Source organism: Rhizobium sp. Root274, from assembly GCF_001429245.1.
In the GTDB taxonomy this organism is placed as follows: Bacteria; Pseudomonadota; Alphaproteobacteria; order Rhizobiales; family Rhizobiaceae; genus Allorhizobium.
Map to the genome: position 1 here is coordinate 1,124,309 of NZ_LMJE01000007.1, position 23,442 is coordinate 1,147,750.

A 23,442-nucleotide genomic window follows, 5' to 3' on the forward strand; every position below is an offset into this window, starting at 1 on the left:
GCCCTTGTCGGCCGTATGAGCCGCCAGGGGCGTGAGGACGGGGCATGCAGGAACAGGTCGAAACCATGCACAGGTCCGATGGACAGGCAGCTGCCTTTCTCGCGGACGGGATCTATATCGGTGAACTGCGCGAACGCATGCTGAAATTCGCCGCCCTGCAATTGTCCGATCCGCAGATGGCAGAAGACGCGGTGCAGGAAGCCCTCGCCGGAGCCTTGCGCAATTCCGCAGCCTTTGCCGGCCGCTCTGCTTTTCGAACCTGGGTGTTTGCCATCCTGCGCAACAAGATCGCCGACCAGTTGCGCCACAAGAAGCGAACCGCGAACCTGATCTCGATCCCGCTCGGCATGAATGACGAAGACGAGACCGGCTATTTCGATGCGAAAGGTCACTGGTCGGTGGAACACCAGCCAAGTCACTGGGGCAATCCGGAGGCCGATCTGCTCGGCAAGGATTTCTGGCGTGTCTTCGAGACCTGTCTCGATCACCTGCCCCCCGATCAGGGGCGCGTCTTCATGATGCGCGAATTCGTCGAACTGGAAACGAGCGAAATCTGCGCGGAACTCGCCATCACCATCACCAATCTCCACGTATTGATGCACCGCGCCCGCTTGCGGCTCCGCAATTGCCTCGAGGGACACTGGTTTGCACCGAAGGAGACGATGACATGATCAAATGCGAGGACGCGACCAGGCTTGCATCGGATCGGCTCGACCGAAACCTCTCCATGCGTGAGGGACTTGCCTTGCGGCTGCACCTTCTCGGCTGCGATGGCTGTACGCAGTTCAGCCGGCAGATGCTCGCGATCCGCCGGATCAGTCGGACGTATGTCGAAACCGATGGCAGGAACCGCGAAGACTGATTAAGCCTCGCCAAGCCGCTCGACAGAGCCGAACAGTTCACCGGCGATGCGGGTGGAGGCACCGGCAGCTATCGCCATTTGTGGCAACAGCATCCATTCGAGCGTCCAGGCCGCCCCCGAGCGCTCCTGTTCATGCACCATCGACTGGTAAAGCCCCGAGATCTGGACGGCATTGAAACGAGCAAGCGTCACCAGCACTTCCGCCTTCACCGGATTGCGCTTGTGCGGCATGGCGGACGACGCACCGCCGCCGCCGAGGATGGCAGTTCCCGCATCGGCCATCAGCGCCAGGTCCTGGCCTGCCTTGCCAAGACTGCCGGTGATGCGGGCGAAGAGACCGCCGAGTTCAGTGATGATGCCACGCTGGCTGTGCCACTGCGACCGATCGGCAAGGCCGAGCTCTGCGGCGAGCCGCGCCCGAACCGGCACCGCCGATGCTCCGAGCTTTTCGAGCGTGCCGGCTGCCCCGCCGAACTGAACCGGAAGCCCCGTTGCGGCAAACACCGCGATTGCCTCACGCAACTCGACCAGCGGCAAACGCCAAGCCGCGATCCGGTCGGCAATCGTGATCTCGATCGCCGCCTGCATGCGCGTCTTACCCATCAGAGGCTGCGGGCCAAAGCGCGTTTCCAAGGCATCGAGCGCGACGATGATGGTGGCCAGCCGTTGGGTCAGGATCCGCAGCACTTCGACCAGCCGCAGCATCAGGCCGCTGTCGATGGCGTCCTGGCTGGTCGCGCCGAAATGCAGATGCGATGCATGCTCGCCAAGTGCCGCCCGCCACTGGCGCACGAGATCCGGGATGACCACACCATCGCGCGCAGTCGCCTGGTTCAGCGCGTCGAGATCGGCAACGAAGTGTTCGGCAAGGCCGGCAATCGCCTGAGCCGCAGCCTTAGGGATCAGCCCCTCTTCGGCTTCCGCGTTGGCAAGCGCCACCTCGAAGGCCAGCATCGCCTGGAGTTCGGCGGCAGCAGTAAACTGCCCCGCCACCTCCTGATCACCCAGAAGGCCGAAGAGGATCGGATGATCGAAAACGGATGCGGTCATGGGATTTCGCGAAAACGGTCAAATATCGAAGAAGACCGTTTCCTTCTCTCCTTGCAGGTGAATGTCGAAGTGATAGGTCGAACAGTCCCGCTGCGCAATCAGGGTGGGCACCCGCACCCGATGCTCGATGCGTGCCAGGATCGGATCTTCGGCATTCGCCGCTTCTTCGTCGCCGAAATAGAGGCGCGTGTTGAGGCCGAGATTGATGCCGCGGGCGACGATCCAGAACGAGATATGCGGCGCCATCAGGCGTCCATCCCGAAAGGGTACGCGACCCGGCTTGATCGTCTCGAACCGGTATTCGCCCGTCGAGAGGTCGCAGGGGCAACGCCCCCAGCCGGTGAAGTGGCGATCGGCACTGCCGCGCGTCTCAGACGGGCTGTTATAGAACCCGTTCGCATCCGCCTGCCAGATTTCGATCAGCGCATCTCTGAGCGGCGTGCCGGATCCGTCGATTACGCGTCCGGTGATCGTGATCCGCTCGCCCCGCGTCTTGTCGTTGACCATGCTGGTGCCGAGATCGACGGGATAGACGCCCGGTATTTCGGCGAAGTTGGGCGTGAGCCCGATATGGACATAAGGGCCGGCCGTCTGCGACGCGCTTTCCTTGAGGTAGCCGAGATCCTGGACCATCAGTTCCCCTCCATCCGATTTTCAAACAGAGTGGAACGCCGTCCACGCAGCACGATGTCAAACTTGTAGGCGCGTGCATCCATCGGGATGGTTGCCGACCAGTCGAGGGCCGCAACCAGTTGCTCGATCGCAGCCCGATCCGGGATCGTCAGCACGATCGGACATTTCCAGATCATCGGATCGCCCTCAAAATACATCTGGGTGATCAGGCGCTGGGCAAAGCCATGGCCGAAGACCGAGAAATGGATATGCGCCGGGCGCCAATCGTTGACGCCGTTTGGCCAAGGGTATGGGCCGGGCTTGATGGTGCGGAAGGCATAATAGCCGTTCTCGTCAGTCACCGTGCGTCCGCAGCCGCCGAAATTCGGATCAAGCGCTGCCAGATAGCTTTCCTTCTTGTGGCGATAGCGCCCGCCGGCATTGGCCTGCCAAAATTCGACCAAGGCTCCCGGCACCGGACGGGCGCGCTCATCGAGCACGCGACCATGCACAATGATCCGTTCGCCGATCGCGCTCTCGCCGGGCTTGGCGAAGTTGTGGATCAGGTCGTTGTCGAGTTCGCCCAGCATGGAATGACCGAAGACGGGGCCGGTAATCTCGGACTTGGTGCCATCCAGCGACAAAAGCGCCTTTTGCGGGGACCTGAGGACAGAAGTCTTGTAGGTCGGCGTATAGGCCGGCGGATGCCAGGCACGATCGCGGGGGAAAAAGGCCCCGGTTTCCGGCTTGCCGTTTGAAAAATCACTCATGGCTTCCTCCCCCGGATCGTCCCGCATCCAGTTCTTCAAAAACGTGCTTGGCAATCTTGAACGCCCGGTTCGCTGCCGGCACACCAGCATAGATGGCGACATGCAGCAAGGATTCGCAGATGTCGTCGCGGCTGGCGCCCGTATTGGCGGTCGCCCGCACATGCATGGCGACCTCCTCGTCATGGCCAAGCGCTGCCAGAAGCGCGATGGTGATCATCGAGCGTTCGCGCTTGCTGATCGTCGGCCGCGACCACACCGTGCCCCAGGCACCCTCGGTGATCATGTCCTGGAAAGGCTGGTCGAAATCGGTCGCCGCAGACGAGGCACGATCGACATGGGCGTCGCCGAGCACGGAACGCCGCGTGTTCATCCCTTGCCGATAGCGCTCGGAAGGACTGCGGGCATCAGCCATGAGGTTTGTCTCCTGAAACGAGAGGCGAAAGGAAAGCCTCGATGACGGCGGTCAGCGCCTCCGGCTGCTCGACGCACGGAATATGGCCTGCATCCTTAATGACTTCGTAGCGTGCCGAAGGAATGAGCTTCGCCAGCGACAGCACCAGATCGGGCGGGGTGGCTCCATCCTGATCGCCGACGACACAGAGCGTCGGTGCGCTGATTTTCGTGGCAGCGACGGTGTAATCGGCATCACGGATCGCGGCACAGGTGCCGGTATAACCGGCCACCGGCTGGCGCAGCATCATGTTGCGATAGCCCGGAAAGGCCGGATTACCAGGCTCGCGGAACGAAGGCGTAAACCACCGCTCCATCACGCCATCGACGATGCCCTCAAGCCCGTTTTCGTTGATTGCATTGATGCGGCTCGCCCACATGTCGGACGTGCCGATCTTGTGGGCCGTATCACAGAGGATCAGCGCCCGCACCAGATCGGGCCGGCGCGCATAGAGCCCCTGCGCGATCAGCCCACCCACCGACAGACCGCAGATCACCGCCCGCCGGACATCCAGATGTTCAAGCAGACCGATGAGATCATCGACATGGTCATCGATGGAATAAGGCGTCTCGCCGACGTCCGACAGACCATGGCCGCGCTTGTCATAGGTCAGCAGCGGATAGTCGCCGGCGAGCCGTACGAGCACGTCCCGCCAGATGCGGAAGTCGGTTCCCAGGGAGTTGATGAACACGATGACCGGCCGCTGCGCCGGTCCACCAATGACCTGGTCATGCAGCGCGACATCGTTGAGCTGAACGAATTGCACGAATATTTCCTCCACTGCGCCCATATTGCTTAGCCAGTTTGGTTAGGTAAAATGATGTTTTCGGCGCAATCATTAACTCTGGGGTTATGGTTTTACCATGGTCGACAATCGCATCAAGTTTCGCCATCTGCAGACCTTCGTCGAGGTGGCGCGACAGAAGAGCGTGATGAAGGCAGCCGGCGTTCTCAACATCAGCCAGCCGGCTGTGACCAAGACCATTCGGGAACTGGAGGAGGTCCTGGGTGTCGGTGTCTTCGAACGCGACGGCCGCGGCATCCGAATCACCCGTTATGGGGAGGCCTTCTTGAAGCATGCGGGTGCGGCTCTGACAGCCCTTCGCCAGGGTTTCGATTCCGTCTCCCATGCGCTCCACGCCGATGCCCCGCCGATCCGCGTCGGCGCCTTGCCGACGGTCTCCACCCGGATTATGCCGCAGGCGATGAGCCAGTTCCTGCGTGAAGACATTCCCGCACGCATCAAGATCGTGACCGGCGAAAACGCGGTCCTGCTGGAACAGCTTCGCGTGGGTGATCTCGATCTGGTGGTCGGACGCCTGGCGGCACCTGAGCAGATGGCGGGCTTCTCCTTCGAGCATCTCTACTCGGAACAGGTGATCTTCTGCGTGCGCGCCGGCCATCCGCTTCTGGTCCAGGGGCCGGGCGTCTTTACCGAACTGGAGCGCTATCCGGTGCTCATGCCGACACGCGCCTCGATCATCAGACCATTTGTCGAGCGCTACCTAATCGCCAACGGTATTTCGGCCCTGCCCACCCAGATCGAAACCGTCTCGGACAGCTTCGGCCGCGCCTTCGTCCGCGCAACGGATGCGATCTGGATCATCTCGGCCGGGGTCGTGGCGACGGATCTGGCGGACGGCACGCTCGCCGCGCTCCCGATCGACACCAGCGAGACCAAGGGACCCGTCGGCCTGACCGTCCGGGCTGATTCGGTGCCCTCGATGCCGCTCGCCTTGCTGATGCGCACGATCCGCCATGTGGCCGCCGAAATTACACCGGCATGATGGGCGCTACGACAGCAGCGATCGCAAGCCGGCCTGCACCTCCCGCAGCGCATCGAGACAATGGCCCGGCAATGCCTCGGCCGGCAGAATGGCCGCAGGCGCACCGACATTGATGGCCGCCACCACCCTGCCCCTTACATTGCTGACGGGAACGGCGATCGAGCACAGCCCCATTTCCAGTTCCTGATCAATCACGGCATAACCCTGGACCCGCACCCGACCAATCTCGGCCATCAGGTCCTGCGGGTCGGTGCGCGTCAAAGGCGTATGCGCCTTGATGGGCGACGCCGCGAGAAGGGCCGAGACTTCGGCATCCGGGAGGGAGGCGAGCAGCACTCTGCCCATCGAGGCGCTATAGGCCGGGAGCCGCGATCCGGGCATCAGGTTGATCGACATCACCCGCTTCTGGGCAGCCCGGGCGATATACACGATCTCCGTGCCGTCCAGCACCGAGGCGGACGCGCTATGCCCCAACTGCTCCGACAGCCGATCAAGAAAGGGTTGCACGATCGTCGGCAGCGGCGTGGCCGACAGCCAAGCATGGCCGAGCCGCAGGATCTTCGGCGTCAGCGCAAAGAACTTGCCGTCATAATCCGCATAGCCAAGCTGCGCGAGTGTGAGCAGACAGCGCCGGGCCGTCGCCCGGTCGAGCCCGCTAATCTCTGCCGCTTCGGCGATGCTAAGCCGCTGTCGCTCAGGCCCGAACGCTTCAATCACGCGCAGTCCTTTGGCGAATCCGCCCATGAGGTCCCGCTCTCCGACTGTCATGCCTGACCTCTATTCGTGCGATAATCGAACAAAAATCAAATATCGCACAAATCACTTGCTGTCGATGAGCGGCGGGACCTATTTGTGAAGGGAGGAGGCGGGCGACCGCGCTCAAGGAAACGGGAGTTCCCATGGACAAGACAATTGCAAGCCTGGCGGATGCCGTGGCGGAGATCGGCGACGGCGCGACCGTGATGATCGGCGGCTTCGGCGGCTCCGGCGCACCGATCGAACTCATCCACGCCCTGATCGACAAGGGGCCGAAGGGCCTGACGGTGATCAACAACAATGCCGGCAATGGCCGCATCGGCATCGCGGCCATGATCGATGCCGGTTTGGTCAAGAAGATGATCTGCTCCTTCCCGCGCTCCTCCGACCCGCGCGCCTTCACCGACCGCTACCTCGCTGGTGAGATCGAGCTGGAACTCGTGCCGCAGGGCACGCTAGCCGAGCGCATCCGCGCCGGCGGCGCCGGCATACCGGCCTTCTACACCCCGACCGGTTTCGGCACGGAACTGGCCGAAGGCAAGGTCATCGCCGAGTTCGATGGCCGCCAATATGTGCAGGAGCGCTGGCTGAAGGCCGACTTCGCCATCGTCAAGGCGCATCTCGGCGACACCATGGGCAACCTGACCTACCGGATGGCTGGCCGCAACTTCAACCCGCTGATGTGCATGGCCGCCGCCAAGACCATCGCCCAGGTCTCGAAGATCGTGGAACCCGGCGAAATCGATCCCGAGCAGGTGATCACCCCCGGCATCTTCGTCGATGGCGTCGTTGAAGTCGCCAACCCGCAACAGGAAGAAGAGCTCATCCGAGCCGGAGTGGCCTACGCATGACCGACGCACCAACTATCGACACCCGCGAGGACATCAAGCTCTCCAACGCCCAGATCGCCTGGCGCGCCGCTCAGGACATTGAGGACGGGGCCTATGTCAACCTCGGCATCGGCTTTCCGGAAATGGTCGCCAAGTTCCAGCCGGAAGGGCGCCAGGCCATCTTCCACACCGAAAACGGCGTGTTGAACTTCGGCGAGGCACCACCCGCCGGCGAGGAGGACTGGGACCTGATCAACGCCGGCAAGAAGGCGATCACGCTGAAGCCGGGTGCAGCCTTCTTCCACCATGCCGACAGCTTTGCCATGGTCCGTGGCGGCCATCTCGATGTCGCGATCCTCGGTGCCTATCAGGTCGCCGAAAACGGCGACCTCGCCAACTGGCGCGTCGGCTCCAAGGGCGTTCCAGCCGTCGGCGGCGCGATGGATCTGGTGCATGGCGCAAAGCAGGTCGTCGTCATCACCGAACACGTCACCAAAGACGGCAAGCCAAAGCTCGTCGAGCGCTGCAGCTTCCCGCTGACAGGCGTCGGCAGCATCACCCGCGTCTATACGAGCCATGCCGTGATCGACATCGTCGATGGCAAGTTCGTCGTGCGCGAAAAACTGGCCGCCATGACCATGGACGAGCTGCAGGCCATGACCGGTGGCAAGCTGCACACCGACGGCCCCGTCGCCGACCTGGTCGTGCCGGCGCTGTAAGGAGTAGAACATATGACTGAAGCCTTTATCTGCGATTACATCCGCACACCCATCGGCCGTTTCGGCGGCTCGCTTTCTTCCGTCCGCGCCGATGATCTCGGCGCCGTGCCGCTGAAGGCATTGATTGAACGCCATGCGGGCATCGATTGGGAAGCCGTCGAGGATGTGATCTTCGGCTGCGCCAACCAAGCCGGCGAAGACAACCGCAACGTCGCGCGCATGTCCGCCTTGCTTGCCGGCCTGCCGGTCTCCGTCACCGGCACCACGATCAACCGCCTCTGCGGCTCCGGCATGGATGCCGTGATCACGGCCGCCCGCGCCATCAAGTCCGGCGAGGCCGAGCTGATGATTGCAGGCGGCGTCGAAAGTATGAGCCGCGCGCCTTTCGTCATGCCCAAGGCCGAAACGGCCTTCTCCCGCAATGCCGAGATCTACGACACCACGATCGGCTGGCGCTTCGTCAATCCGCTGATGAAGAAGCAATATGGCGTCGACAGCATGCCGGAGACCGGAGACAATGTCGCAATCGACTTCAAGGTCTCCCGCGAGGACCAGGATGCCTTTGCCGTGCGCAGCCAGGCCAAGGCAGCAGAAGCGCAAGCCAATGGCCGGCTGGCGAAGGAAATCACGCCCGTTACCGTCCCGCAGCGCAAGGGCGATCCCTCGATCGTTGACCGCGACGAACATCCGCGCGCGACTTCGGTCGAGGCACTGGCCAAGCTGAAGCCGGTCAACAAAATGGAAGGCGCCACTGTCACCGCTGGCAATGCTTCGGGCGTCAATGACGGGGCCGCCGCCCTCATCATCGCCTCGGAAGCTGCCGTGAAGAAATACGGCCTCACCCCCATCGCTCGCTTCCTCGGTGGGGCAACCGCTGGCGTGCCGCCGCGCATCATGGGCTTCGGCCCGGCCCCGGCCTCGAAGAAGCTGCTTGCCCGTCTCGCCCTGACGCAACAGCAGATCGACGTCATCGAGCTGAACGAGGCCTTTGCCTCCCAAGGGATCGCGACGCTCCGCGATCTCGGCGTCGCCGACGACGATCCGCGCGTCAATCGCAACGGCGGTGCCATCGCGCTCGGTCACCCGCTCGGCATGTCGGGCGCCCGCATTGCCGGAACGGCAGCCCTGGAACTGAAGGAAACAGGCGGGCGCTACGCGCTCTCCACCATGTGCATCGGCGTCGGCCAAGGCATTGCAATCGCGCTCGAACGCGTCTGAACCCTCTGAAAAGGCGCCTGAACAGGGGGCGCCTTTTCACGCTATGGATTGACGAAAGACAGGATCAGCTGGTGGACCGCCCCACCTGGCGACATCTCGACCCGGTCATATTCGCTGTGGCGCGCCCCGTGCGCGTCCGAGATCGGTTTCAACTGTGCCTGCAAAGCTGCCCGCACCTTCTTGCAGCCCGGATCGTTCTCGTCCCGTAGGCCCACGGAGATATCCTGGATCTGCTGCGTCAGGTCACGCATGAAGACCCCGTGAAGCTTCTCGTGCTTCACAATGCCGGAGAAGAAACGGTCCCACTTCGCCTGCACATCGGCAGTGAGCGCACCCGCCGGTTTCGGCAGCGTATAGGTAATGATCAGCTTTGGCTTGGCCGAGGCGAGAACGCAGGCAGCGCCCTGCTGCTGATAGTCACGCTGCCATGTCAGCTTGAACGTCGTATGGGCGATCGTCCGTCCGCCACCCAGCAGTGGTCCGCGCTCCCCGATGGATTGGTAGAGCGCCATCGGTGAATTGCCACGGATTTTGTAATACTCGGTCTTCTCGATCGGTTCCCAGCTCTGAGCGGCCACGGGAAGCGGCGAGAGCGCGACGATGCAAAGGGCGAGACGGGCAAACGGCGAGGTCAAGGCAGACATCTCCTGCAGGAACGGTTCTCCCCAATAGCCGCCTCAAGGCACGGGTTCAATGTCTAGCTATGAGACGCCATGCTGGACATTCAGAGGATTTGCGGACCAGACTTTCCGCAATTTTAACTGTCGCTGATGTAAACACGTCCTGAGGGCACGACAGGAGGAATGCGCAGCGTGACCGGTCCAGGATACAAGAGCCCACTTTCCGAAGCGGTCGGCTGGGTTGCTCGTCTCCTGGCGGTGCCGAACGACAACCCTGTCTTGACGGCGGCCCAGTACGAGGCATTCTCGAAACAGGTACCCCTGCTCTATTTCATTTTGGCTACGAACATGATCTCGCTGTCCTGGACCCACCAGGGCACGGCGCCCGATCTGCTTGTGGTCTATTTCCCGGCCGTGCTGACGCTGCTTTTCACCCTGCGTTCCGTGCTCTGGCTGCGGGGACGCAAGCGCCAGCGCACGCCGGCCGAAGCATATCGGCAGTTGCGCGCCACCAATTTCCTGTCTTTCCCCATCGCCGTCGTCTGCACAGCCTGGTCGGTCGCCCTGCTACCCTATGGCGACGCCTATCAGAATGCCCATGTGGCCTTCTTCATGGCGATCACGGTCATCGGCTGCATCTTCTGCCTGATGCATCTGCGCTCCGCCGCCCTGATTGTCACCGTCACGGTGAACCTGCCATTCTTTGTCGTGATGTGCCTGAGCGGCGAACCGACCTTCATCGCAACGGGCGTCAATGTCATCCTGGTGACGATGGCGATGATCATCATCCTGCTCGGCCACTACAGAGATTTCCGGCAGTTGCATGCATCACGCCAGGTCCTGCTGATCCAGCAGGAAGCGTTGCAGGAGCAGAACAAGGCGATGCAGTCCCTGTCAGACGAAAACCTCCGGCTCGCCAACCTCGATAGCCTGACGCTGCTGGCCAATCGCCGCAGCTTCTTCCAGATGGTGGAAACTGCATTTCGCCGCGCAAGCGAAGATGGTGAGCGCCTTGCTGTCGGCGTCATCGATCTGGACGGCTTCAAACCCGTCAACGACATGTATGGGCACGCGGCGGGCGACAAGGTGCTGATCGAGATCGGTGCAAGACTGGTCACGCTTTGCAACGACAACCTCTCGGTCTACCGCCTGGGCGGCGACGAGTTCGGCCTCCTTCTCCAGGGCGATGCGCAGGCGGATGTGATGGCGCTGGGACAGACCGTCTGCGACCGCATTGCCGAACGCATCAATATCGGCAGCGGCATGGTCCAGGTGACAGGCTCAGTCGGTTTCGCCATCTATCCCGACGTCGGCAGCACCGGACAGGAAATCTATGAGCTTGCCGACTATGCCCTCTATACCGCCAAGCGGACGCACCGTGCGGGCACCGTCATCTTCAATGCGGTGCAGGCCAACGAACTGAACCGCCAGAAGATCGTCGAAGAGGCTCTCGTTGCCGCAGACCTCGAAAAGGAGCTTTCGCTGGTTTACCAGCCGATCACCTGTGTCGGCACCCGCCGATGCATTGGCTTCGAGGCCCTCGCCCGCTGGCAGAGCCCGCGCATAGGGCGCGTCTCGCCCGCAGAGTTCATTCCGGTCGCCGAGCACAATGGCCGCATCACCATGATGACCCGGTTCCTGCTGAGCCAGGCGCTGGCAGCAGCAAGGCAATGGCCGGACGATGTCTATCTCTCGTTCAACCTTTCACCGCATGACCTGACGTCACCGGAAAGCACGCTCCGCATTGTAGCCATCGTCCTGAAGAGCGGCTTCGACCCGCGACGGATCAACTTCGAGATTACCGAGACTGCGGTCATGCACGACTTTGAACAGGCGAGCGCCTCGATCCAGATGCTGCGGGAACTCGGCTGCGGCATCGCCCTTGACGACTTCGGCACCGGCTATTCCAGCCTCAACCACGTTCACAAGCTTCCGCTGACGAAGATCAAGATCGACGGCAGCTTCGTGCGCGACATTCACACCCGCCGCACCAGCTTCAAGATCGTCAAGTCCGTGCTTGCTCTCTGTGCGGAAATGGAATTGCAGGCGATCGTTGAGGGCGTGGAGACGGAAGAGGAACTCCGCATTCTGGAAGGGTTAGGGGTTGAGGCCGTCCAAGGCTTCTATTTCGGCAAGCCCATGGAGGCGACGGCCACATTCGCGGTGCTGTCTTCTCCGATGCTTGAAGCGGCCGCAGCGCCCTGACCTTTACGAAAATTGCTGAAGCGCCGTTTTCAGAGCCCGCACGGTCGCCTCATCCGTGTGGCGCATCTCGTCACCGGCAAAACCGAAATCCACGAGTCTAGGATCGGTCGCCCGAGGCTGACTGCTGGAGGCATGCACCTCGCAAACACCGGGGATGGCGAGGAAACGGGCGACATTCTGCGGACGCACGCCGCCGCCCGGCATGATGGAAATGCGGCCATTGGCAAGCTTGCTCAGATGCGTCAGCCTCTGGATCCCGTCTTCGGCATGGCGGGCACCGCCGGAGGTTAGGATGCGGGAAAAACCAAGTTCGATTGCAAGATCGAGTGCAGCATCGAAATCGCCCACGACATCGAAGGCCCGGTGCAGTGTAAGATCCAGGTCCGCAGCCGCCGCCACCAGACGCTCCAGCACCGGACGGTCCAGCATACCGGGCGCCCGCGTTGCACCGATGACCACCCCGGCCAGCCCTGCGGCCTGCGCGGCCTCGATGTCGGCGATCATGACGGCGATATCATCCTCGCTGTAGACGAAGTCACCGATCCGCGGTCGGATCAGGGCATAAACGGGAATAGGTGCAAGGGCAGCAAGCGACATGAAACCCCGGGAGGGCGTGAGCCCACCAGAGCCGAGCGCGGAGCAGAGCTCGATCCGGTCCGCCCCACCCTTCACGGCTGCTGCCAGCCCGGCGGCGTCGTCGACGCAGATTTCAAGAACTCGAGACCCGGTTTGTTTTTCGCTCAGCGTCATGCGCCTCCCCCTTGCGCAATCTCCGTCCGGCCCGGTCTGTCGAGGCCCCACAGGAGAACGACACCCGTAAGACCAGCCAGCGCCGATAGAATGGCGGTCCCGGCATAGTCGCTGATGGCGGTGCCAAGTGCAAACATCAGCGAGCTCAGCCCGCCACTGACGAAGATGTTGACGGCAATCAGCGAACTGCCGAGACCGGCCCGATCGGAAATGAGGTTTTGCAGGTAGGTAATCGGGATCGCGATGATGCCGGCTGCACCCAAACCGCTGATCAGGGTCAGCATGTAGACATCCATCGGATGGTCGGCGAGGCCCAGGAAGACAAGATAGGCGCAATAGATGGTCGCGGCGATCGACATGGTCAGGACGGTCGATGTTCGGGCCTCCACCCATCCCCAGAACAGGATGAAGATGATCTCCAGGAAGGCGACGATACCGACGATCACGCCGACATCAGCCGGTGTCCCCCCAGCCTTGCCCGTCAGGATCAGCGGAAGGACAGTGCCGTTCATGTGCAGCATGGCCGAGATGAGAGACACGGCAAACAATCGGGTGAGAACACTGCCGGAGCCGATCTGAAGGACAGAGCGGAAGAAGGAGGTGTGGACGCGCCCCTCCTCCTGCGGCGGTGGATTGCGGTCGATGCCGAAGATGAAGAGCAGGAGACAGACGCCGCAGGCAAGGCTCGCGAGCAGAAACGCCGGCAACATGCTTGGACCGCCTGCAAGCAGCGCGCCCACGATACCCGGAACAAGCACCCAGGAAGCGGACAGCACGGCCCGGATGGCGGAATTCACAGCGATCAGCTCGCGCACCGGCATGCCAACCGAGATCGCCTTGACGTTGGCGAAGATCAGCGAATTGATCGAGCCGAAAACGGGAATGAACAGCAGCGCGGCAACACAGAACATCAGCTGCGTTGGCACCAGATACACGAGCCCGAACCCGACAATACCGAAGATCGCAGCGAGGATCATCGGCGAGCGGAAGTGTCCGAGACGATCGGCGATGATCCCTGCGGACACCGCCGCGCTCACATTGACCACGGCCGCTGCAAAACTCAGTACCGAATAAAGCGCATCCGACAGGCCGAGTTCCCGGATCCCGATCAGCGACATGTAGGGAGACGTCGCCGCCCCTGTGAAGCCAAAGAAGAAGATCGCGATCGCGCTGACCCGGATGGGCGCGTGTCGAAAGACGAGCGAGAGGGATGACAGCATCGGCATGAACGATCGGGCTGGAGGTCGCGCCGCCGGAGAGCGGCGCGTGAGAGGTGCTACTCCGCAGGGAATCGCTGGGAGAACTGCACCTTCGGCGTATAGCTGAAATCCTTGACGAAGGGATAGCTTGGCTGATGGCGGCGATGGCTCGTCAGGTTCTCGATGTCTTGATTGATGACACCGTCGGTGAGCGCCATCAGGTTGGGATTGGCGATCGGCGCAAGCTCCGGCGAAAGATAACCGGACTTGACCACCAAAAGCCGCACCTTGGCCGGATCGAGCCTCAGCCGCGTAAAGTCGGCGATGTTGTGATAGGGCCGACGGCGCGCGGCCAGCACCAGCGTGATCCCGCCGGTCTGTACCACCGCCTGCCGCTCGGCAGCATCATTTCCAGCGTCCAGAAGCACGACCTTCGCCTGGAAGGTGACTGAGGCGCTGGCGGGATCGAGAGAGCCGCCGACGGTCAACGAAAGCGTGGCGCCCTCGCCCGCCGCGAAGCATGCCTCAAGCGCTGGCTTGTCGGTGATGCCAGCGATCAGCGCATCCTGGAAGTCTCGCGCGATCAGAGCCGACAGCACATCGGCCCGGTCGCCCACGCCACCGCCGGTCGGATTGTCGCCGGAATCGGCGAGGATGATCGGGCGTGTCTCGGTACGCTCGGCAATGTCCAGCATGTCGGCAAGCGGACCCGTTACCGGGCCGAACTGGAAGTCATCCCGGGCATCCCAATAGGACTGGGCGATGGCTGCAGTCGCCGTTTCTGCGGCAGCCCTGTCGACGGCAGTGACAACTGCGCAGGCCGTGCCACGTGGTTCGTCGGCCCAGACATATCCGACCATAAGATTGGCATCCCAGATGCCCGGCACGGCATCATGCTCCGGCAGCTTGAGATAGAGGCTCTTCGCAGGCTCGTCCTCGGTTGAGGTGCGCTCGCCTGGCAAGAGCACCGGCACCGGCGCCCAGACGACGAAGGGCTTCTCACCCGTCTTCAGCGCCCGCACCAGCATCGACCACGCCCGCACCATGGTTTCCCGCACATCGATATGCGGTGCGGTCCGATAGCCCGCAAAGATGTCCAGCTGATCGACGATCCGCTGGGTGACATTGCCATGCAGGTCATAACTGGCGGAGACGATGACATCGGGCCCGACGACGGCCCGCGCCGCGGAGATCCAGTCGCCTTCCGCATCGTCCATGCCCTCGACATTCATCGCGCCATGCATGGCGAGATAGAGGCCGTCGAGAGGAAGTGCCTCCTCAAGGCGTTCCAGAAACTCCGCCTTGAACCCCTCATAGGTCGATCGCGACACCGGTCCACCGGGAACGGCACGCGCATGCAGTAGCGGCAGATGCTCGACACCGTCCGCTTCGAGGAAGCTGAAGTATTCGTGCGCCAGCAGGTCTTTTCCGCGCAGCACGCGAAAATCCTCCGGCTGCATCAGCACAGGCGACGAGGTGGAGCATTCGGTGTGAATGCCGCCGACGGCAATACGAAGCGTCATAGTTTCAGATCCTCAGTAGCGCGGGCTCAAAGGTGCGATGGCGGCAAACCGCAACCAGTCCTTCTTGTCCTTCGGCGTCCAGGCGGCTTCGGCTATGGCGGGAAGGCGCGGGAAGACAAGATGGTTGAAATAATCGCGGGTCAGGAAATGTTCGCACCAGATGCAGGCCTGGACGCCGCGCATGCGGGCGGCAAGTTCCGGCGGGAAATCTGCGACTGCCTCATAGGTATAGGTATGATGCGGCGGCACGGTGCCGGCCCAGCTCGCGCCCGGCTCCTGGAAGGCTTCGTCCTGCACCATGTCGAGATAATAGGCCTGACCGGGCGTCATGACGACATCATAGCCTGCCTTGGCAAGCTCCAGCCCGACCTCGGGCTTCTGCCAGGCCATCAGCAGCGTGCCCTCAGGATCGACGCCGCCGCCATGGCTGACCTCGTCCCAACCGGCAAGCTTGCGTCCGCGCTCGGCGAGCATGCCCTGAATGCGCTTCATGAAATAGCTCTGCAGCCCGAAGGTACCCTCGATGCCTTCCTGCTCCATCAGCTTCTTGGCAAGCGGCGAGGCCATCCAGGTATTGGCCGCCACCTCATCGCCGCCGACATGGACGAGCTTCGATGGGAAGAGCTCGACCATCTCGTCGAACACCTTGCCAAGAAACTCGTAGGTATATTCGATGGCGGGATTGAGCGCATTGTTGGGGTAACCCTGCACCGAGCGATAGCTGTCCGGGGCTTCCTGGCCGTCGACCAGCTCCGGCAGCGCGACCAGCGTTGCCGTGCTATGGCCGGGAATGTCGATCTCCGGCACCACCTCGACCTGCAAGGCGCCCGCATGGGCGACGATGTCGTGCACGTCGTCTTGGCTATAGAACCCGCCCACCGGATCGACACCATTGCCCAGCTGCGGCAGAAGCGGCTCGTCCGGACCGCGCAGCACACCAAGCGTTGTCAGCTGCGGAAAGGCCTTGATCTCCAGACGCCAGGCCTCGTCATCGGTCACATGCCAATGGAAGGTGTTCATCCGGAACCAGGCGAGCACGTCGATCAGCCGCTTCACGTCCTCGACGGGGAAGAACTGCCTGGACACGTCGAGATGGCAACCGCGCCAGTCGTAGCGTGGCTTATCCGAGATCCTACCAGAAGAGGGGAAACGGAAGACGGCTGGCTTGGTGCGCGCGCCGTGCAGCATCTGGGCAAGGACCGTCAGCCCGTATTGCAGACCGGCGACATCACCATAAGCGAAGTCGATGCTCTCGCCCACGAAGGACAGTGCATAGGCGGACGCACCGAGCGCAGCATCGGCCTTAAAGGTGATCGCACGACCCTCATGTACCTTCGCCAGGGACAGCGGCGCATGGCCGACCGGGAACAGCCGGCAGAACAGCCGCAAGACATTCTCGACGGCGCGCAATTCGACCATCGAACTGCCATCCGCCGGATAAAGCGCCACGGGAAAGTCGATCCCGGCCACAATGTCAGCCTTGGCAGGCCAGGGAAGCATGGCAAAGGGCTCTGCCGCATGGCCTTCCGGCAAAAGCGCCGGCGGCGGCACGCTGTGGGCGCCTGACAGCATCAGGTCCGCGACGGCAACGGCCGCATGCTGGCCCGTCGAGAGCGTCAGATAGGCCGACTTTGCACCGTCGGTGCGATGCTTCGCCGGACGCCAGAGCCCACCGACATGGAATTGCCAGGAGGCGCCCGGTTCGAGCACGAAGCCTTGGGGCGGCGCGAACTGATGGAAGTTGGCGTTGCGTTTCAGGAAGACGGCGTTGCCGATCACAGGTTCCTGAAAATCCTTGACGCGGGTGAGCGAAGTATAAGCGAGTTCGAAATCGGAGATCGCCGCATCCGACAGGTTGACCAGCGTGAAGACGAAAGCGCCGCAGGGATCGCCCTCGACCGGGTGCCATGTATTTTCAAGACGAAACTGGACGGCTGTCGCCATGGTCGTGTTCCTCGCTTCTAGAAATCAATAATTGTCGGATTGCGAAAAAGTTCGCGCGAGTTCGGCCTGTCCGGCGGTCAAACCGCAATCGACGGGAAGGCAAACGCCGGTGATGGCCGCGGCCTGATCGCTGGCCAGAAAGAACACCGCATTGGCCACATCCTCGGCCGTCGCAATTCGGCGCAGGGCGTACCAGCGCTTGGCTTCTTCGAAGACTTGCGGATTGGCGGCGGCCCGTGCCTCCCAAGCCTGCGTGCGCACCGTACCGGGCGCAACGGCATTCGCACGGATACCGAACTTGCCGTATTCCACGGCGATGAGCTTGGTGAGGTGGATCAGCCCGGCCTTGGCGGCGCTATAGGCCGGATGGCCGAACACAGCCATGCCGTTCACCGAGGAGATATTGACGAGCGCGCCCTGGCTTTCTTTAAGCGCCGCTTCGAAGGCGCGAAAGCAAAGATACGGCGCCTCGAGATTGAGCGCATTGTCCTTGCGCCAGATATCACCATCGGTATCGCCGAGGCTCACGGCCCGCGCCGCCCCGGCATTGTTGACCAGCGTCTTCACCAACCCAAGTTCCGCGACGCGCGCGGCTGTACGGGCAAGATCGGGCTCACTTGTCACATCGCAGGCGACAGAGACAAAACGCTCGGCCGGGCCGAGAGCGGACGCCGCATGCGCAGCGGCTGCACCATCCAGATCGAGCAGCACCACGAGATCATGATTGTCGGCAAGCCGCTTTGCGATCGCCCGACCGATATCCCCCGCCGCTCCCGTTACCACCGCAACCGAGGACGTCACGATAAAACTCCGGCAAGGCAAGGGGTGCGGGTGATCGACATGACGGTCAGTCTCCGAGGAGTTGTCGGTCGTCACCATCGCGATGTTCGACCAGTTGTTGCTTGATATGGCGCAGCGTCACCAGCGACTGCTTGCGGTTGCGATAGGCAACGAGGCTGGCAATGGCGTCGACCACCGCCAGATAGGCAAAGCGCGTCGAGGTCGGCCGGAAGATGTTGTCGCCCTCCGGCAGATCGATCCCGATCACCAATTCGGCGGCCTCCGCGACCAGGCTCTCGCTCTGCGTGAGGGCAATGGTCGTAATGCCGTTTTCGCGGGCGAGCGCGAAGCACTTTACCAATTCCGCATTGCGCCCCGAAAACGACGAGCCGATCAACACATCGTTGGGCCGGGCAGCCGCCGTCAGCATCAGTTGCATGGCATGGTCATTGGAAGCCGTGATGCGCGAGCCGAGACGGAAAAGCCGGTTCTGGATCTCGCTCGATATCATCGAGGAATTGCCACCGGAGCCGAAGGCATAGACCATCTCCGCGCGGGAAAGCCGATCGGCCACCTTGTCGAGAACGCCGGCATCGAGCGAACGGTGCAACATGAACAAAGCGTTCTGCGCCTTGGTGATGACATCGGTCGCGACATCTGCCGGATCTGTACTCTTCGTTTCCGGATTGAGATAGCGCACGCCGACATAGGCCGTGCGTGCCAGATTGACCTTAAAATCCGCAAAGCTCTGGCAGCCGAGCCGCCGGCAAAAGCGCGTCACCGTCGGCGGCGAGACTTCCGCCCTCTCCGCAAGTTCGATGATCGAGGCATTGACCGCGAAATCGAAGGAATTGACCAGGATATCCGCGATGCGTTGTTCGGAGGCAGAAAACTGCCCCGCCTCGTCCTGTATGCGCGCGAAGATATCCAATGCCGTAATCCCTCAGCTATTTCGAGGGTTTGTAAGCTATGCAGTCAATCTCGACCTTGCAATCGACCATCATCGAAGCCTGAACGCAGGCCCGCGCCGGCGGATGCTCGCCGAAATACTGCTGGTAGATCTTGTTGAAGGTCCAAAAATCGCGGGGGTCGTCGAGCCACACGCCACAGCGCACCACATGCTCGACCCCGTAGCCGGCTTCCTCAAGGATGGCGAGGACATTGGCGATCGTCTTGTGGGTCTGCTCGATGATCCCCCCGGGAATGATCTCGCCATCTTCCATGGCGACCTGACCGGAGACATGAAGCCAACCATCGGCCTCGACCGCCCGCGCGAACGGCAGCCGCTGGCCGCCTGCACCCGCCTTTTCCGCACCATACCGCTTGATCGTCATTATGCCCTCTTATGCAAATTATTTTCTTCGATCGTTGACAAACGACCATAGAAAACGGATTTTGACCAGACAAAAACGGCAATCATGAAAAGAATTTAAAAGCGGGGACGAAATGCGCGATCCTTTCCTCAATCCATTTCCGGCAACAGACACAGCTCGCCGCACGATCTGGGAGATGCTGGTGCAGCGCGACATCGACGCTTTCCTGGCGGCAGACTGGAGCATGGTGGCGGACGATTTCGTCGAGGAAGGCTTCATCGGCATCAGCGGCAATCGCGACCCGAACCCTGACAACTGGCGCCTCGCCTTCCCCAATCTTGCCGCCTATCGCGACGAATGGCTGAAGCAGGCGAAGGATTTTGCCGAGGGCACGTACGGCGAAGATCCGCGCATGGCGATTTTTACCACGACGACCCTTGAAGAGATCGAGATCTCTGGCGAGACGGCGCTGGTGCGCAAGAAGTTCGACGGCGGCATCAAGAAGGCCGACGGTACCCTCGACGTCATGCGCTGGCAGACACTCTATTATTGCCGCCTGCACGAGGGGCGCTGGAAAATCTCTGGCTTTACCGGCTATCTGCCCAATCCGATGGGCACGCTGTAAAGAGCGGCTCGTCCATCACATCCGGAGGTCGACCCTTGCGCATCTTCACCGCCGCGCTTGCAACGGAAACCAATACCTTCTCCCCGATCTGCATCGACCGGCGGGCCTTCGAGGAATCGCTCTACGCGCCTCCCGGCCAGCATCCGGCGACCCCGACACTGTGCACCGCGCCGATCACTGTCGGCCGCAAGGTCTGTGCGCAGAAGGGCTGGACACTGATCGAAGGCACCGCGACCTGGGCCGACCCGGCGGGTCTGGTGAACCGTCAGACCTTCGAGAGCCTGCGCGACGAAATTCTCGACCAGTTGAAGGCGGCGATGCCTGTCGACGCCGTTGTACTCGGCCTGCATGGCGCCATGGTCGCCGATGGATACATGGACCCGGAAGGCGATCTGCTCTCCCGCATTCGTGAGCTCATCGGCCCTGATATTCTGCTCTGCGCCGAACTCGATCCGCACAGTCATTTGACGGCGAAACGCGTGGCAGCCGTCGACTTCTTCGTCGTCTTCAAGGAGTTCCCGCATACCGACTTCGTCGACCGCGCCGAAGACCTCTGGCGCATCGCCGTCGACACGCTGGAGGGTCGGGTGAAGCCGGTCATGTCGGTATTCGACTGCCGGATGATCGACGTCTTCCCGACATCGCGCGAGCCGATGCGCAGCTTTGTTGACAGGCTTTTGGCCATCGAAGCGGCAGAATCAGATGTCCTTTCTCTCTCCGTCATCCATGGATTCATGGCCGGCGATGTTCCGGAAATGGGGACGAAAACCATCGCCGTGACCGACGGCAACAAAGCCAAGGGCGAGGCGCTTGCCCGGGAACTGGGGCTCGAACTCTTCGCCAAGCGCGGCACCTTCATGATGCCCCAGATCGATGAGAAGTCCGCGCTCGACCAGGCGCTCGCTATCGCGAAAGGTCCGGTCGTCATCGCCGACATGTGGGACAATCCCGGCGGCGGCACGGCGGGGGACGCGACCGTCATCCTCGAGGAAATGCTGGCGCATGGCGTGACGAATGCCGCCATCGGCATGATCTGGGACCCGATCGCCGTGCAGATCTGCATGGCGGCCGGCGAAGGTGCCGAGATCCCGCTGCGTTTCGGGGCCAAGTCCGCTCCCGGCACCGGCCATCCCGTCGATGGGCTGGTGAAGGTGGTGAAGGTCGTGCCCAGTGCCGAAATGCGATTCGGCGACAGCATCGCCCCCTTTGGCGATGCAGCGCACATCCACCTGGCCGGCATCGACATCGTGCTGTCGAGCGTGCGTGTGCAGAGCTACGACCCCTCGCTCTTTACCGCGCTCGGCATCGACCCGACCACGAAGCACCTGCTGGTGATCAAGTCGACCAACCATTTCTACGCCGCTTTCTCCAAGATCGCCTCCGAAATCCTTTACTGCGCCGCCGGCTCCCCTTATCCCAACAATCCGGCGAAGACAGCCTATCGCCATGTCCGTCGCGACATCTGGCCGATCATGGCCAATCCGCATGACGCCCCTGAAGACAGCGAGGCCGCCTGATGTTGCATTCCCTGCCTGCCCCACGCCCGCAGATCGGCCAGCCGATCCTTGAACTTTCGACTCCGCTGCCCCTGATCGACGAGGCAAGGCTGACCTCCAACATCGAGCGCGTGCAGTCCTACATGGACGACAACGGCATCGCCTTTCGCCCGCACGTCAAGACGCACAAGATCCCATCCGTCGCAGCACAGCAGGTCGCAGCCGGTGCCAGGGGCATAAACTGCCAAAAGATCACCGAGGCCGAAGTCTTCGCCGATGCCGGGTTCGAGGACCTGCTGATCACCTTCAACATTCTGGGTGCGGAAAAGCACAGTCGCCTCGTTGCCCTGAACACGCGCATCTCCGGCCTGAAGGTCGTGGCGGACAGTGAAACGACGGTTCGCGGCCTTTCCTGCGCGTTTTCGCAATCGCGCCCGCTCAGCGTTCTTGTCGAATGTGACACGGGCGGCGGCCGCTGCGGCGTGCAGACGCCGGAAGCGGCGATCGCACTTGCGGAGACAATCGCGGCTGCCCCCGGACTCACCTTCGGCGGCATCCTCACATACCCCAAGGCGAACACCGAAGAGGACGTTGAAGCCTTCTTTGCCGCCGTCATCGCGGGCCTTTCGGCCCGCGGCATCCCCTGCCCCATCGTCTCGAACGGCGGCACGCCGAGCCTGTTTTCCGCCCACAAGGTCCCCTCTGCGACCGAACACCGGGCGGGCACCTATGTCTATAACGACCGCGCCATGGCACGTTCCGGCCATTGCAGCCTGGATGACTGCGCCATGCACATCCTCGCCACCGTCGTGTCGCGGCCGACCCCGGACAGGGCCATTCTCGATGCCGGCTCCAAGGCACTGACCTCCGACCTCCTCGGCTTTTCCGATTACGGCATGATCGTGGAATATCCCGAAGCGGTCATCACCGGGCTCTCGGAAGAGCATGGCACGGTCGACCTGTCCAAGGTGACCGGCCGCCGGCCCGAAATCGGAGACAAGGTCCGCATCATCCCGAACCACACCTGCGTCGTCTCCAACCTCTTTGACATCATGACCTTCCACCGCGACGGGATCGTCACCCGCGTGGAAGAGGTCGCAGCCCGCGGGCTGGTCTGGTAGTCAGTTCGAGGCAAAAATCTCCTGCGGCGGAGCCGTCAGGCGCACTGTGCAGGTTCTCTAGCCAAGGAATCTGCAACCGTCACGTCGACGCTTTGAAACAGTCAGGAAGTCAACTAGAATGGTAGAACTCTCGCCACCTTGGTAAATGGAGTGATGCACCATGAATCTCAACATAAAGGATCCTGAAGCGCATCGCCTTGCCCAGGCGATCGCCACAGCCACCGGGCAGAGCATGAGCCGTGTTGTCACCGATGCTCTGCGCGAGCGCTACGCGCAAATTGAGAAGCAGAAAGGCAAGGCTTCGATCGACGAACTGTTGACGATCGCGAACCGCGCCGCAGCGCACCTCAAGCAGCCTTACGCCGATCACGCCGACCTGCTCTATGACGCAGACGGCTTGCCGAAATGATCGTCGACACATCGGCCATGGTAGCAATCTTCTATGGCGAACCGGAGGCTGCCGACTTCACGCAACGGATCCACAGCGCGGCAATAACGCGGATGAGCGTGGCAAACTATCTCGAACTATCTATGGTGATCGAAAAGCAGCTCGGGCCCGAGGGGACGAGGCAGGCCGAGACCTTCATCCGCCGTTCAGCAATCATCATCGAGCCCGTGACCATCGAGCAGGGCAATCTGGCCCGGCAGGCATTTCTAGATTTCGGCAAAGGCCGGCACAAAGCCGGCTTGAACTTTGGCGACTGCTTTGCCTACGCTCTTCCCAAGGATCTGGACGAACCGCTGCTGTTCAAGGGTAACGATTTCGCGGCGACGGACATTCGCTCGGCAGCATAGTGCTCCCACAGCGAGA

Annotated in this window: 26 protein-coding genes; 12 read left to right on the forward strand and 14 right to left on the reverse strand. The window is 62.1% G+C overall.

All coding sequences use genetic code 11. The features are described 5' to 3' along the window. The first annotated feature begins 44 nt into the window (after positions 1-44). Both ASE36_RS14355 and ASE36_RS14360 read left to right on the forward strand, forming a co-directional pair. Entirely contained in the window at positions 45-671 is a 627-nt protein-coding gene (locus ASE36_RS14355; RefSeq protein WP_156378656.1) for a sigma-70 family RNA polymerase sigma factor, read from the forward strand. Then, positions 668-862, forward strand: a complete 195-nt coding sequence (locus ASE36_RS14360) for a zf-HC2 domain-containing protein (protein ID WP_062280688.1) — start codon at positions 668-670, stop codon at positions 860-862. The genes ASE36_RS14355 and ASE36_RS14360 overlap by 4 nt, the downstream gene beginning before the upstream one ends. Here ASE36_RS14360 and ASE36_RS14365 read toward each other — a convergent pair whose 3' ends face one another. From ASE36_RS14365 to pcaD, 5 genes are read right to left on the reverse strand one after another with little or no spacing between them, the layout of a single operon-like run. After that, a complete protein-coding gene (locus tag ASE36_RS14365; protein ID WP_062280691.1) occupies positions 863-1,912 on the reverse strand; it encodes a 3-carboxy-cis,cis-muconate cycloisomerase in 1,050 nt (349 codons plus the stop codon). A gap of 18 nt (positions 1,913-1,930) precedes the next feature. Next, positions 1,931-2,545 carry a protocatechuate 3,4-dioxygenase subunit alpha gene (gene pcaG, locus ASE36_RS14370; protein WP_062280694.1) on the reverse strand — a complete coding sequence of 205 codons (615 nt, stop codon included), beginning with the start codon at positions 2,543-2,545 and terminating at the stop codon, positions 1,931-1,933. Next, positions 2,545-3,294 carry a protocatechuate 3,4-dioxygenase subunit beta gene (gene pcaH / locus ASE36_RS14375; protein ID WP_062281434.1) on the reverse strand — a complete coding sequence of 250 codons (750 nt, stop codon included), beginning with the start codon at positions 3,292-3,294 and terminating at the stop codon, positions 2,545-2,547. Before pcaH ends, pcaG begins: the two co-directional genes overlap by 1 nt. Beyond that, entirely contained in the window at positions 3,287-3,706 is a 420-nt protein-coding gene (gene pcaC / locus ASE36_RS14380) for a 4-carboxymuconolactone decarboxylase (RefSeq protein WP_062280698.1), read from the reverse strand. The genes pcaH and pcaC overlap by 8 nt, the downstream gene beginning before the upstream one ends. After that, the gene (gene pcaD, locus ASE36_RS14385; RefSeq protein WP_062281436.1) at positions 3,699-4,511 is read right to left on the reverse strand and encodes a 3-oxoadipate enol-lactonase; all 813 of its coding nucleotides are present in this window, start codon (positions 4,509-4,511) and stop codon (positions 3,699-3,701) included. The genes pcaC and pcaD overlap by 8 nt, the downstream gene beginning before the upstream one ends. A gap of 97 nt (positions 4,512-4,608) precedes the next feature. Between pcaD and pcaQ the strand changes: the two genes are divergently transcribed. Continuing rightward, on the forward strand, positions 4,609-5,532 hold the full coding sequence (gene pcaQ / locus ASE36_RS14390) for a pca operon transcription factor PcaQ (RefSeq protein WP_062280701.1): 924 nt from the start codon (positions 4,609-4,611) through the stop codon (positions 5,530-5,532). 6 nt (positions 5,533-5,538) lie between these two features. On the opposite strand, the gene ASE36_RS14395 is transcribed toward pcaQ, so the two are convergent. Next, positions 5,539-6,300, reverse strand: coding sequence for an IclR family transcriptional regulator (locus ASE36_RS14395; RefSeq protein ID WP_062280704.1), 762 nt, complete (start codon positions 6,298-6,300; stop codon positions 5,539-5,541). A gap of 131 nt (positions 6,301-6,431) precedes the next feature. Here ASE36_RS14395 and ASE36_RS14400 point away from each other — a divergent pair, with 131 nt between their 5' ends. The 3 genes from ASE36_RS14400 to pcaF are packed head-to-tail and all read left to right on the forward strand — an operon-like array spanning position 6,432 to position 9,055. Beyond that, a complete protein-coding gene (locus ASE36_RS14400; protein WP_062280707.1) occupies positions 6,432-7,139 on the forward strand; it encodes a 3-oxoacid CoA-transferase subunit A in 708 nt (235 codons plus the stop codon). After that, the gene (locus ASE36_RS14405; RefSeq protein ID WP_062280710.1) at positions 7,136-7,837 is read left to right on the forward strand and encodes a 3-oxoacid CoA-transferase subunit B; all 702 of its coding nucleotides are present in this window, start codon (positions 7,136-7,138) and stop codon (positions 7,835-7,837) included. The genes ASE36_RS14400 and ASE36_RS14405 overlap by 4 nt, the downstream gene beginning before the upstream one ends. A 12-nt stretch (positions 7,838-7,849) precedes the next feature. Next, positions 7,850-9,055: a 3-oxoadipyl-CoA thiolase gene (gene pcaF / locus ASE36_RS14410; protein ID WP_062280713.1), complete on the forward strand. Its 1,206-nt coding sequence runs from the start codon at positions 7,850-7,852 to the stop codon at positions 9,053-9,055. A gap of 41 nt (positions 9,056-9,096) precedes the next feature. Here the strand turns inward: pcaF and ASE36_RS14415 are convergent, their stop codons facing one another. Next, positions 9,097-9,699, reverse strand: a complete 603-nt coding sequence (locus ASE36_RS14415) for a DUF922 domain-containing Zn-dependent protease (protein WP_062280716.1) — start codon at positions 9,697-9,699, stop codon at positions 9,097-9,099. A 159-nt stretch (positions 9,700-9,858) separates the two neighbouring features. On the opposite strand from ASE36_RS14415, the gene ASE36_RS14420 reads away from it, so the two are divergent. Continuing rightward, positions 9,859-11,880 (forward strand): putative bifunctional diguanylate cyclase/phosphodiesterase, encoded by a 2,022-nt coding sequence (locus ASE36_RS14420; protein WP_062280719.1) that lies wholly within the window; start codon positions 9,859-9,861, stop codon positions 11,878-11,880. Positions 11,881-11,883: 3 nt separating this feature from the next. On the opposite strand, the gene ASE36_RS14425 is transcribed toward ASE36_RS14420, so the two are convergent. From ASE36_RS14425 to ASE36_RS14455, 7 genes are read right to left on the reverse strand one after another with little or no spacing between them, the layout of a single operon-like run. Continuing rightward, on the reverse strand, positions 11,884-12,630 hold the full coding sequence (locus ASE36_RS14425; RefSeq protein WP_062280722.1) for a copper homeostasis protein CutC: 747 nt from the start codon (positions 12,628-12,630) through the stop codon (positions 11,884-11,886). Further along, complete coding sequence (locus ASE36_RS14430; protein ID WP_062281439.1) at positions 12,627-13,850, reverse strand: MFS transporter; 1,224 nt, start codon at positions 13,848-13,850, stop codon at positions 12,627-12,629. The genes ASE36_RS14425 and ASE36_RS14430 overlap by 4 nt, the downstream gene beginning before the upstream one ends. A gap of 56 nt (positions 13,851-13,906) precedes the next feature. Further along, complete coding sequence (locus tag ASE36_RS14435; protein WP_062280724.1) at positions 13,907-15,352, reverse strand: M81 family metallopeptidase; 1,446 nt, start codon at positions 15,350-15,352, stop codon at positions 13,907-13,909. A gap of 12 nt (positions 15,353-15,364) precedes the next feature. After that, positions 15,365-17,296: a beta-N-acetylhexosaminidase gene (locus ASE36_RS14440; RefSeq protein ID WP_062280728.1), complete on the reverse strand. Its 1,932-nt coding sequence runs from the start codon at positions 17,294-17,296 to the stop codon at positions 15,365-15,367. Positions 17,297-17,320: 24 nt separating this feature from the next. Next, positions 17,321-18,097: an SDR family oxidoreductase gene (locus tag ASE36_RS14445; protein ID WP_062280731.1), complete on the reverse strand. Its 777-nt coding sequence runs from the start codon at positions 18,095-18,097 to the stop codon at positions 17,321-17,323. A gap of 46 nt (positions 18,098-18,143) precedes the next feature. Then, the gene (locus ASE36_RS14450) at positions 18,144-19,007 is read right to left on the reverse strand and encodes a MurR/RpiR family transcriptional regulator (RefSeq protein ID WP_062280734.1); all 864 of its coding nucleotides are present in this window, start codon (positions 19,005-19,007) and stop codon (positions 18,144-18,146) included. Between the two features lie 16 nt (positions 19,008-19,023). Continuing rightward, positions 19,024-19,410: a RidA family protein gene (locus ASE36_RS14455; protein WP_062280737.1), complete on the reverse strand. Its 387-nt coding sequence runs from the start codon at positions 19,408-19,410 to the stop codon at positions 19,024-19,026. Between the two features lie 112 nt (positions 19,411-19,522). Here ASE36_RS14455 and ASE36_RS14460 point away from each other — a divergent pair, with 112 nt between their 5' ends. The 5 genes from ASE36_RS14460 to ASE36_RS14480 all read left to right on the forward strand — a co-directional run bounded on the left by ASE36_RS14460 (position 19,523) and on the right by ASE36_RS14480 (position 23,426). Next, positions 19,523-20,014, forward strand: coding sequence for a hypothetical protein (locus ASE36_RS14460; RefSeq protein WP_062280740.1), 492 nt, complete (start codon positions 19,523-19,525; stop codon positions 20,012-20,014). A 35-nt stretch (positions 20,015-20,049) separates the two neighbouring features. Then, a complete protein-coding gene (locus tag ASE36_RS14465) occupies positions 20,050-21,531 on the forward strand; it encodes a M81 family metallopeptidase (protein ID WP_062280744.1) in 1,482 nt (493 codons plus the stop codon). Continuing rightward, positions 21,531-22,631: a D-TA family PLP-dependent enzyme gene (locus tag ASE36_RS14470; protein WP_062280747.1), complete on the forward strand. Its 1,101-nt coding sequence runs from the start codon at positions 21,531-21,533 to the stop codon at positions 22,629-22,631. The genes ASE36_RS14465 and ASE36_RS14470 overlap by 1 nt, the downstream gene beginning before the upstream one ends. A 160-nt stretch (positions 22,632-22,791) precedes the next feature. Further along, complete coding sequence (locus ASE36_RS14475) at positions 22,792-23,040, forward strand: type II toxin-antitoxin system VapB family antitoxin (protein WP_062280749.1); 249 nt, start codon at positions 22,792-22,794, stop codon at positions 23,038-23,040. Continuing rightward, the gene (locus ASE36_RS14480; protein ID WP_062280751.1) at positions 23,037-23,426 is read left to right on the forward strand and encodes a type II toxin-antitoxin system VapC family toxin; all 390 of its coding nucleotides are present in this window, start codon (positions 23,037-23,039) and stop codon (positions 23,424-23,426) included. Before ASE36_RS14475 ends, ASE36_RS14480 begins: the two co-directional genes overlap by 4 nt. The last annotated feature ends 16 nt before the right edge of the window (positions 23,427-23,442 follow it).

What these genes read in the sequence shown, in the direction of transcription:
- ASE36_RS14355 (WP_156378656.1), top strand. Translation starts at nt 45, where the DNA reads ATGCAGGAACAGGTCGAAACCATGCACAGGTCCGATGGACAGGCAGCT.
- ASE36_RS14360 (WP_062280688.1), top strand. Translation starts at nt 668, where the DNA reads ATGATCAAATGCGAGGACGCGACCAGGCTTGCATCGGATCGGCTCGAC.
- ASE36_RS14365 (WP_062280691.1), bottom strand. Translation starts at nt 1,912, where the DNA reads ATGACCGCATCCGTTTTCGATCATCCGATCCTCTTCGGCCTTCTGGGT.
- pcaG (WP_062280694.1), bottom strand. Translation starts at nt 2,545, where the DNA reads ATGGTCCAGGATCTCGGCTACCTCAAGGAAAGCGCGTCGCAGACGGCC.
- pcaH (WP_062281434.1), bottom strand. Translation starts at nt 3,294, where the DNA reads ATGAGTGATTTTTCAAACGGCAAGCCGGAAACCGGGGCCTTTTTCCCC.
- pcaC (WP_062280698.1), bottom strand. Translation starts at nt 3,706, where the DNA reads ATGGCTGATGCCCGCAGTCCTTCCGAGCGCTATCGGCAAGGGATGAAC.
- pcaQ (WP_062280701.1), top strand. Translation starts at nt 4,609, where the DNA reads ATGGTCGACAATCGCATCAAGTTTCGCCATCTGCAGACCTTCGTCGAG.
- ASE36_RS14395 (WP_062280704.1), bottom strand. Translation starts at nt 6,300, where the DNA reads ATGACAGTCGGAGAGCGGGACCTCATGGGCGGATTCGCCAAAGGACTG.
- ASE36_RS14400 (WP_062280707.1), top strand. Translation starts at nt 6,432, where the DNA reads ATGGACAAGACAATTGCAAGCCTGGCGGATGCCGTGGCGGAGATCGGC.
- ASE36_RS14405 (WP_062280710.1), top strand. Translation starts at nt 7,136, where the DNA reads ATGACCGACGCACCAACTATCGACACCCGCGAGGACATCAAGCTCTCC.
- pcaF (WP_062280713.1), top strand. Translation starts at nt 7,850, where the DNA reads ATGACTGAAGCCTTTATCTGCGATTACATCCGCACACCCATCGGCCGT.
- ASE36_RS14415 (WP_062280716.1), bottom strand. Translation starts at nt 9,699, where the DNA reads ATGTCTGCCTTGACCTCGCCGTTTGCCCGTCTCGCCCTTTGCATCGTC.
- ASE36_RS14420 (WP_062280719.1), top strand. Translation starts at nt 9,859, where the DNA reads ATGCGCAGCGTGACCGGTCCAGGATACAAGAGCCCACTTTCCGAAGCG.
- ASE36_RS14425 (WP_062280722.1), bottom strand. Translation starts at nt 12,630, where the DNA reads ATGACGCTGAGCGAAAAACAAACCGGGTCTCGAGTTCTTGAAATCTGC.
- ASE36_RS14430 (WP_062281439.1), bottom strand. Translation starts at nt 13,850, where the DNA reads ATGCTGTCATCCCTCTCGCTCGTCTTTCGACACGCGCCCATCCGGGTC.
- ASE36_RS14435 (WP_062280724.1), bottom strand. Translation starts at nt 15,352, where the DNA reads ATGACGCTTCGTATTGCCGTCGGCGGCATTCACACCGAATGCTCCACC.
- ASE36_RS14440 (WP_062280728.1), bottom strand. Translation starts at nt 17,296, where the DNA reads ATGGCGACAGCCGTCCAGTTTCGTCTTGAAAATACATGGCACCCGGTC.
- ASE36_RS14455 (WP_062280737.1), bottom strand. Translation starts at nt 19,410, where the DNA reads ATGACGATCAAGCGGTATGGTGCGGAAAAGGCGGGTGCAGGCGGCCAG.
- ASE36_RS14460 (WP_062280740.1), top strand. Translation starts at nt 19,523, where the DNA reads ATGCGCGATCCTTTCCTCAATCCATTTCCGGCAACAGACACAGCTCGC.
- ASE36_RS14470 (WP_062280747.1), top strand. Translation starts at nt 21,531, where the DNA reads ATGTTGCATTCCCTGCCTGCCCCACGCCCGCAGATCGGCCAGCCGATC.
- ASE36_RS14475 (WP_062280749.1), top strand. Translation starts at nt 22,792, where the DNA reads ATGAATCTCAACATAAAGGATCCTGAAGCGCATCGCCTTGCCCAGGCG.
- ASE36_RS14480 (WP_062280751.1), top strand. Translation starts at nt 23,037, where the DNA reads ATGATCGTCGACACATCGGCCATGGTAGCAATCTTCTATGGCGAACCG.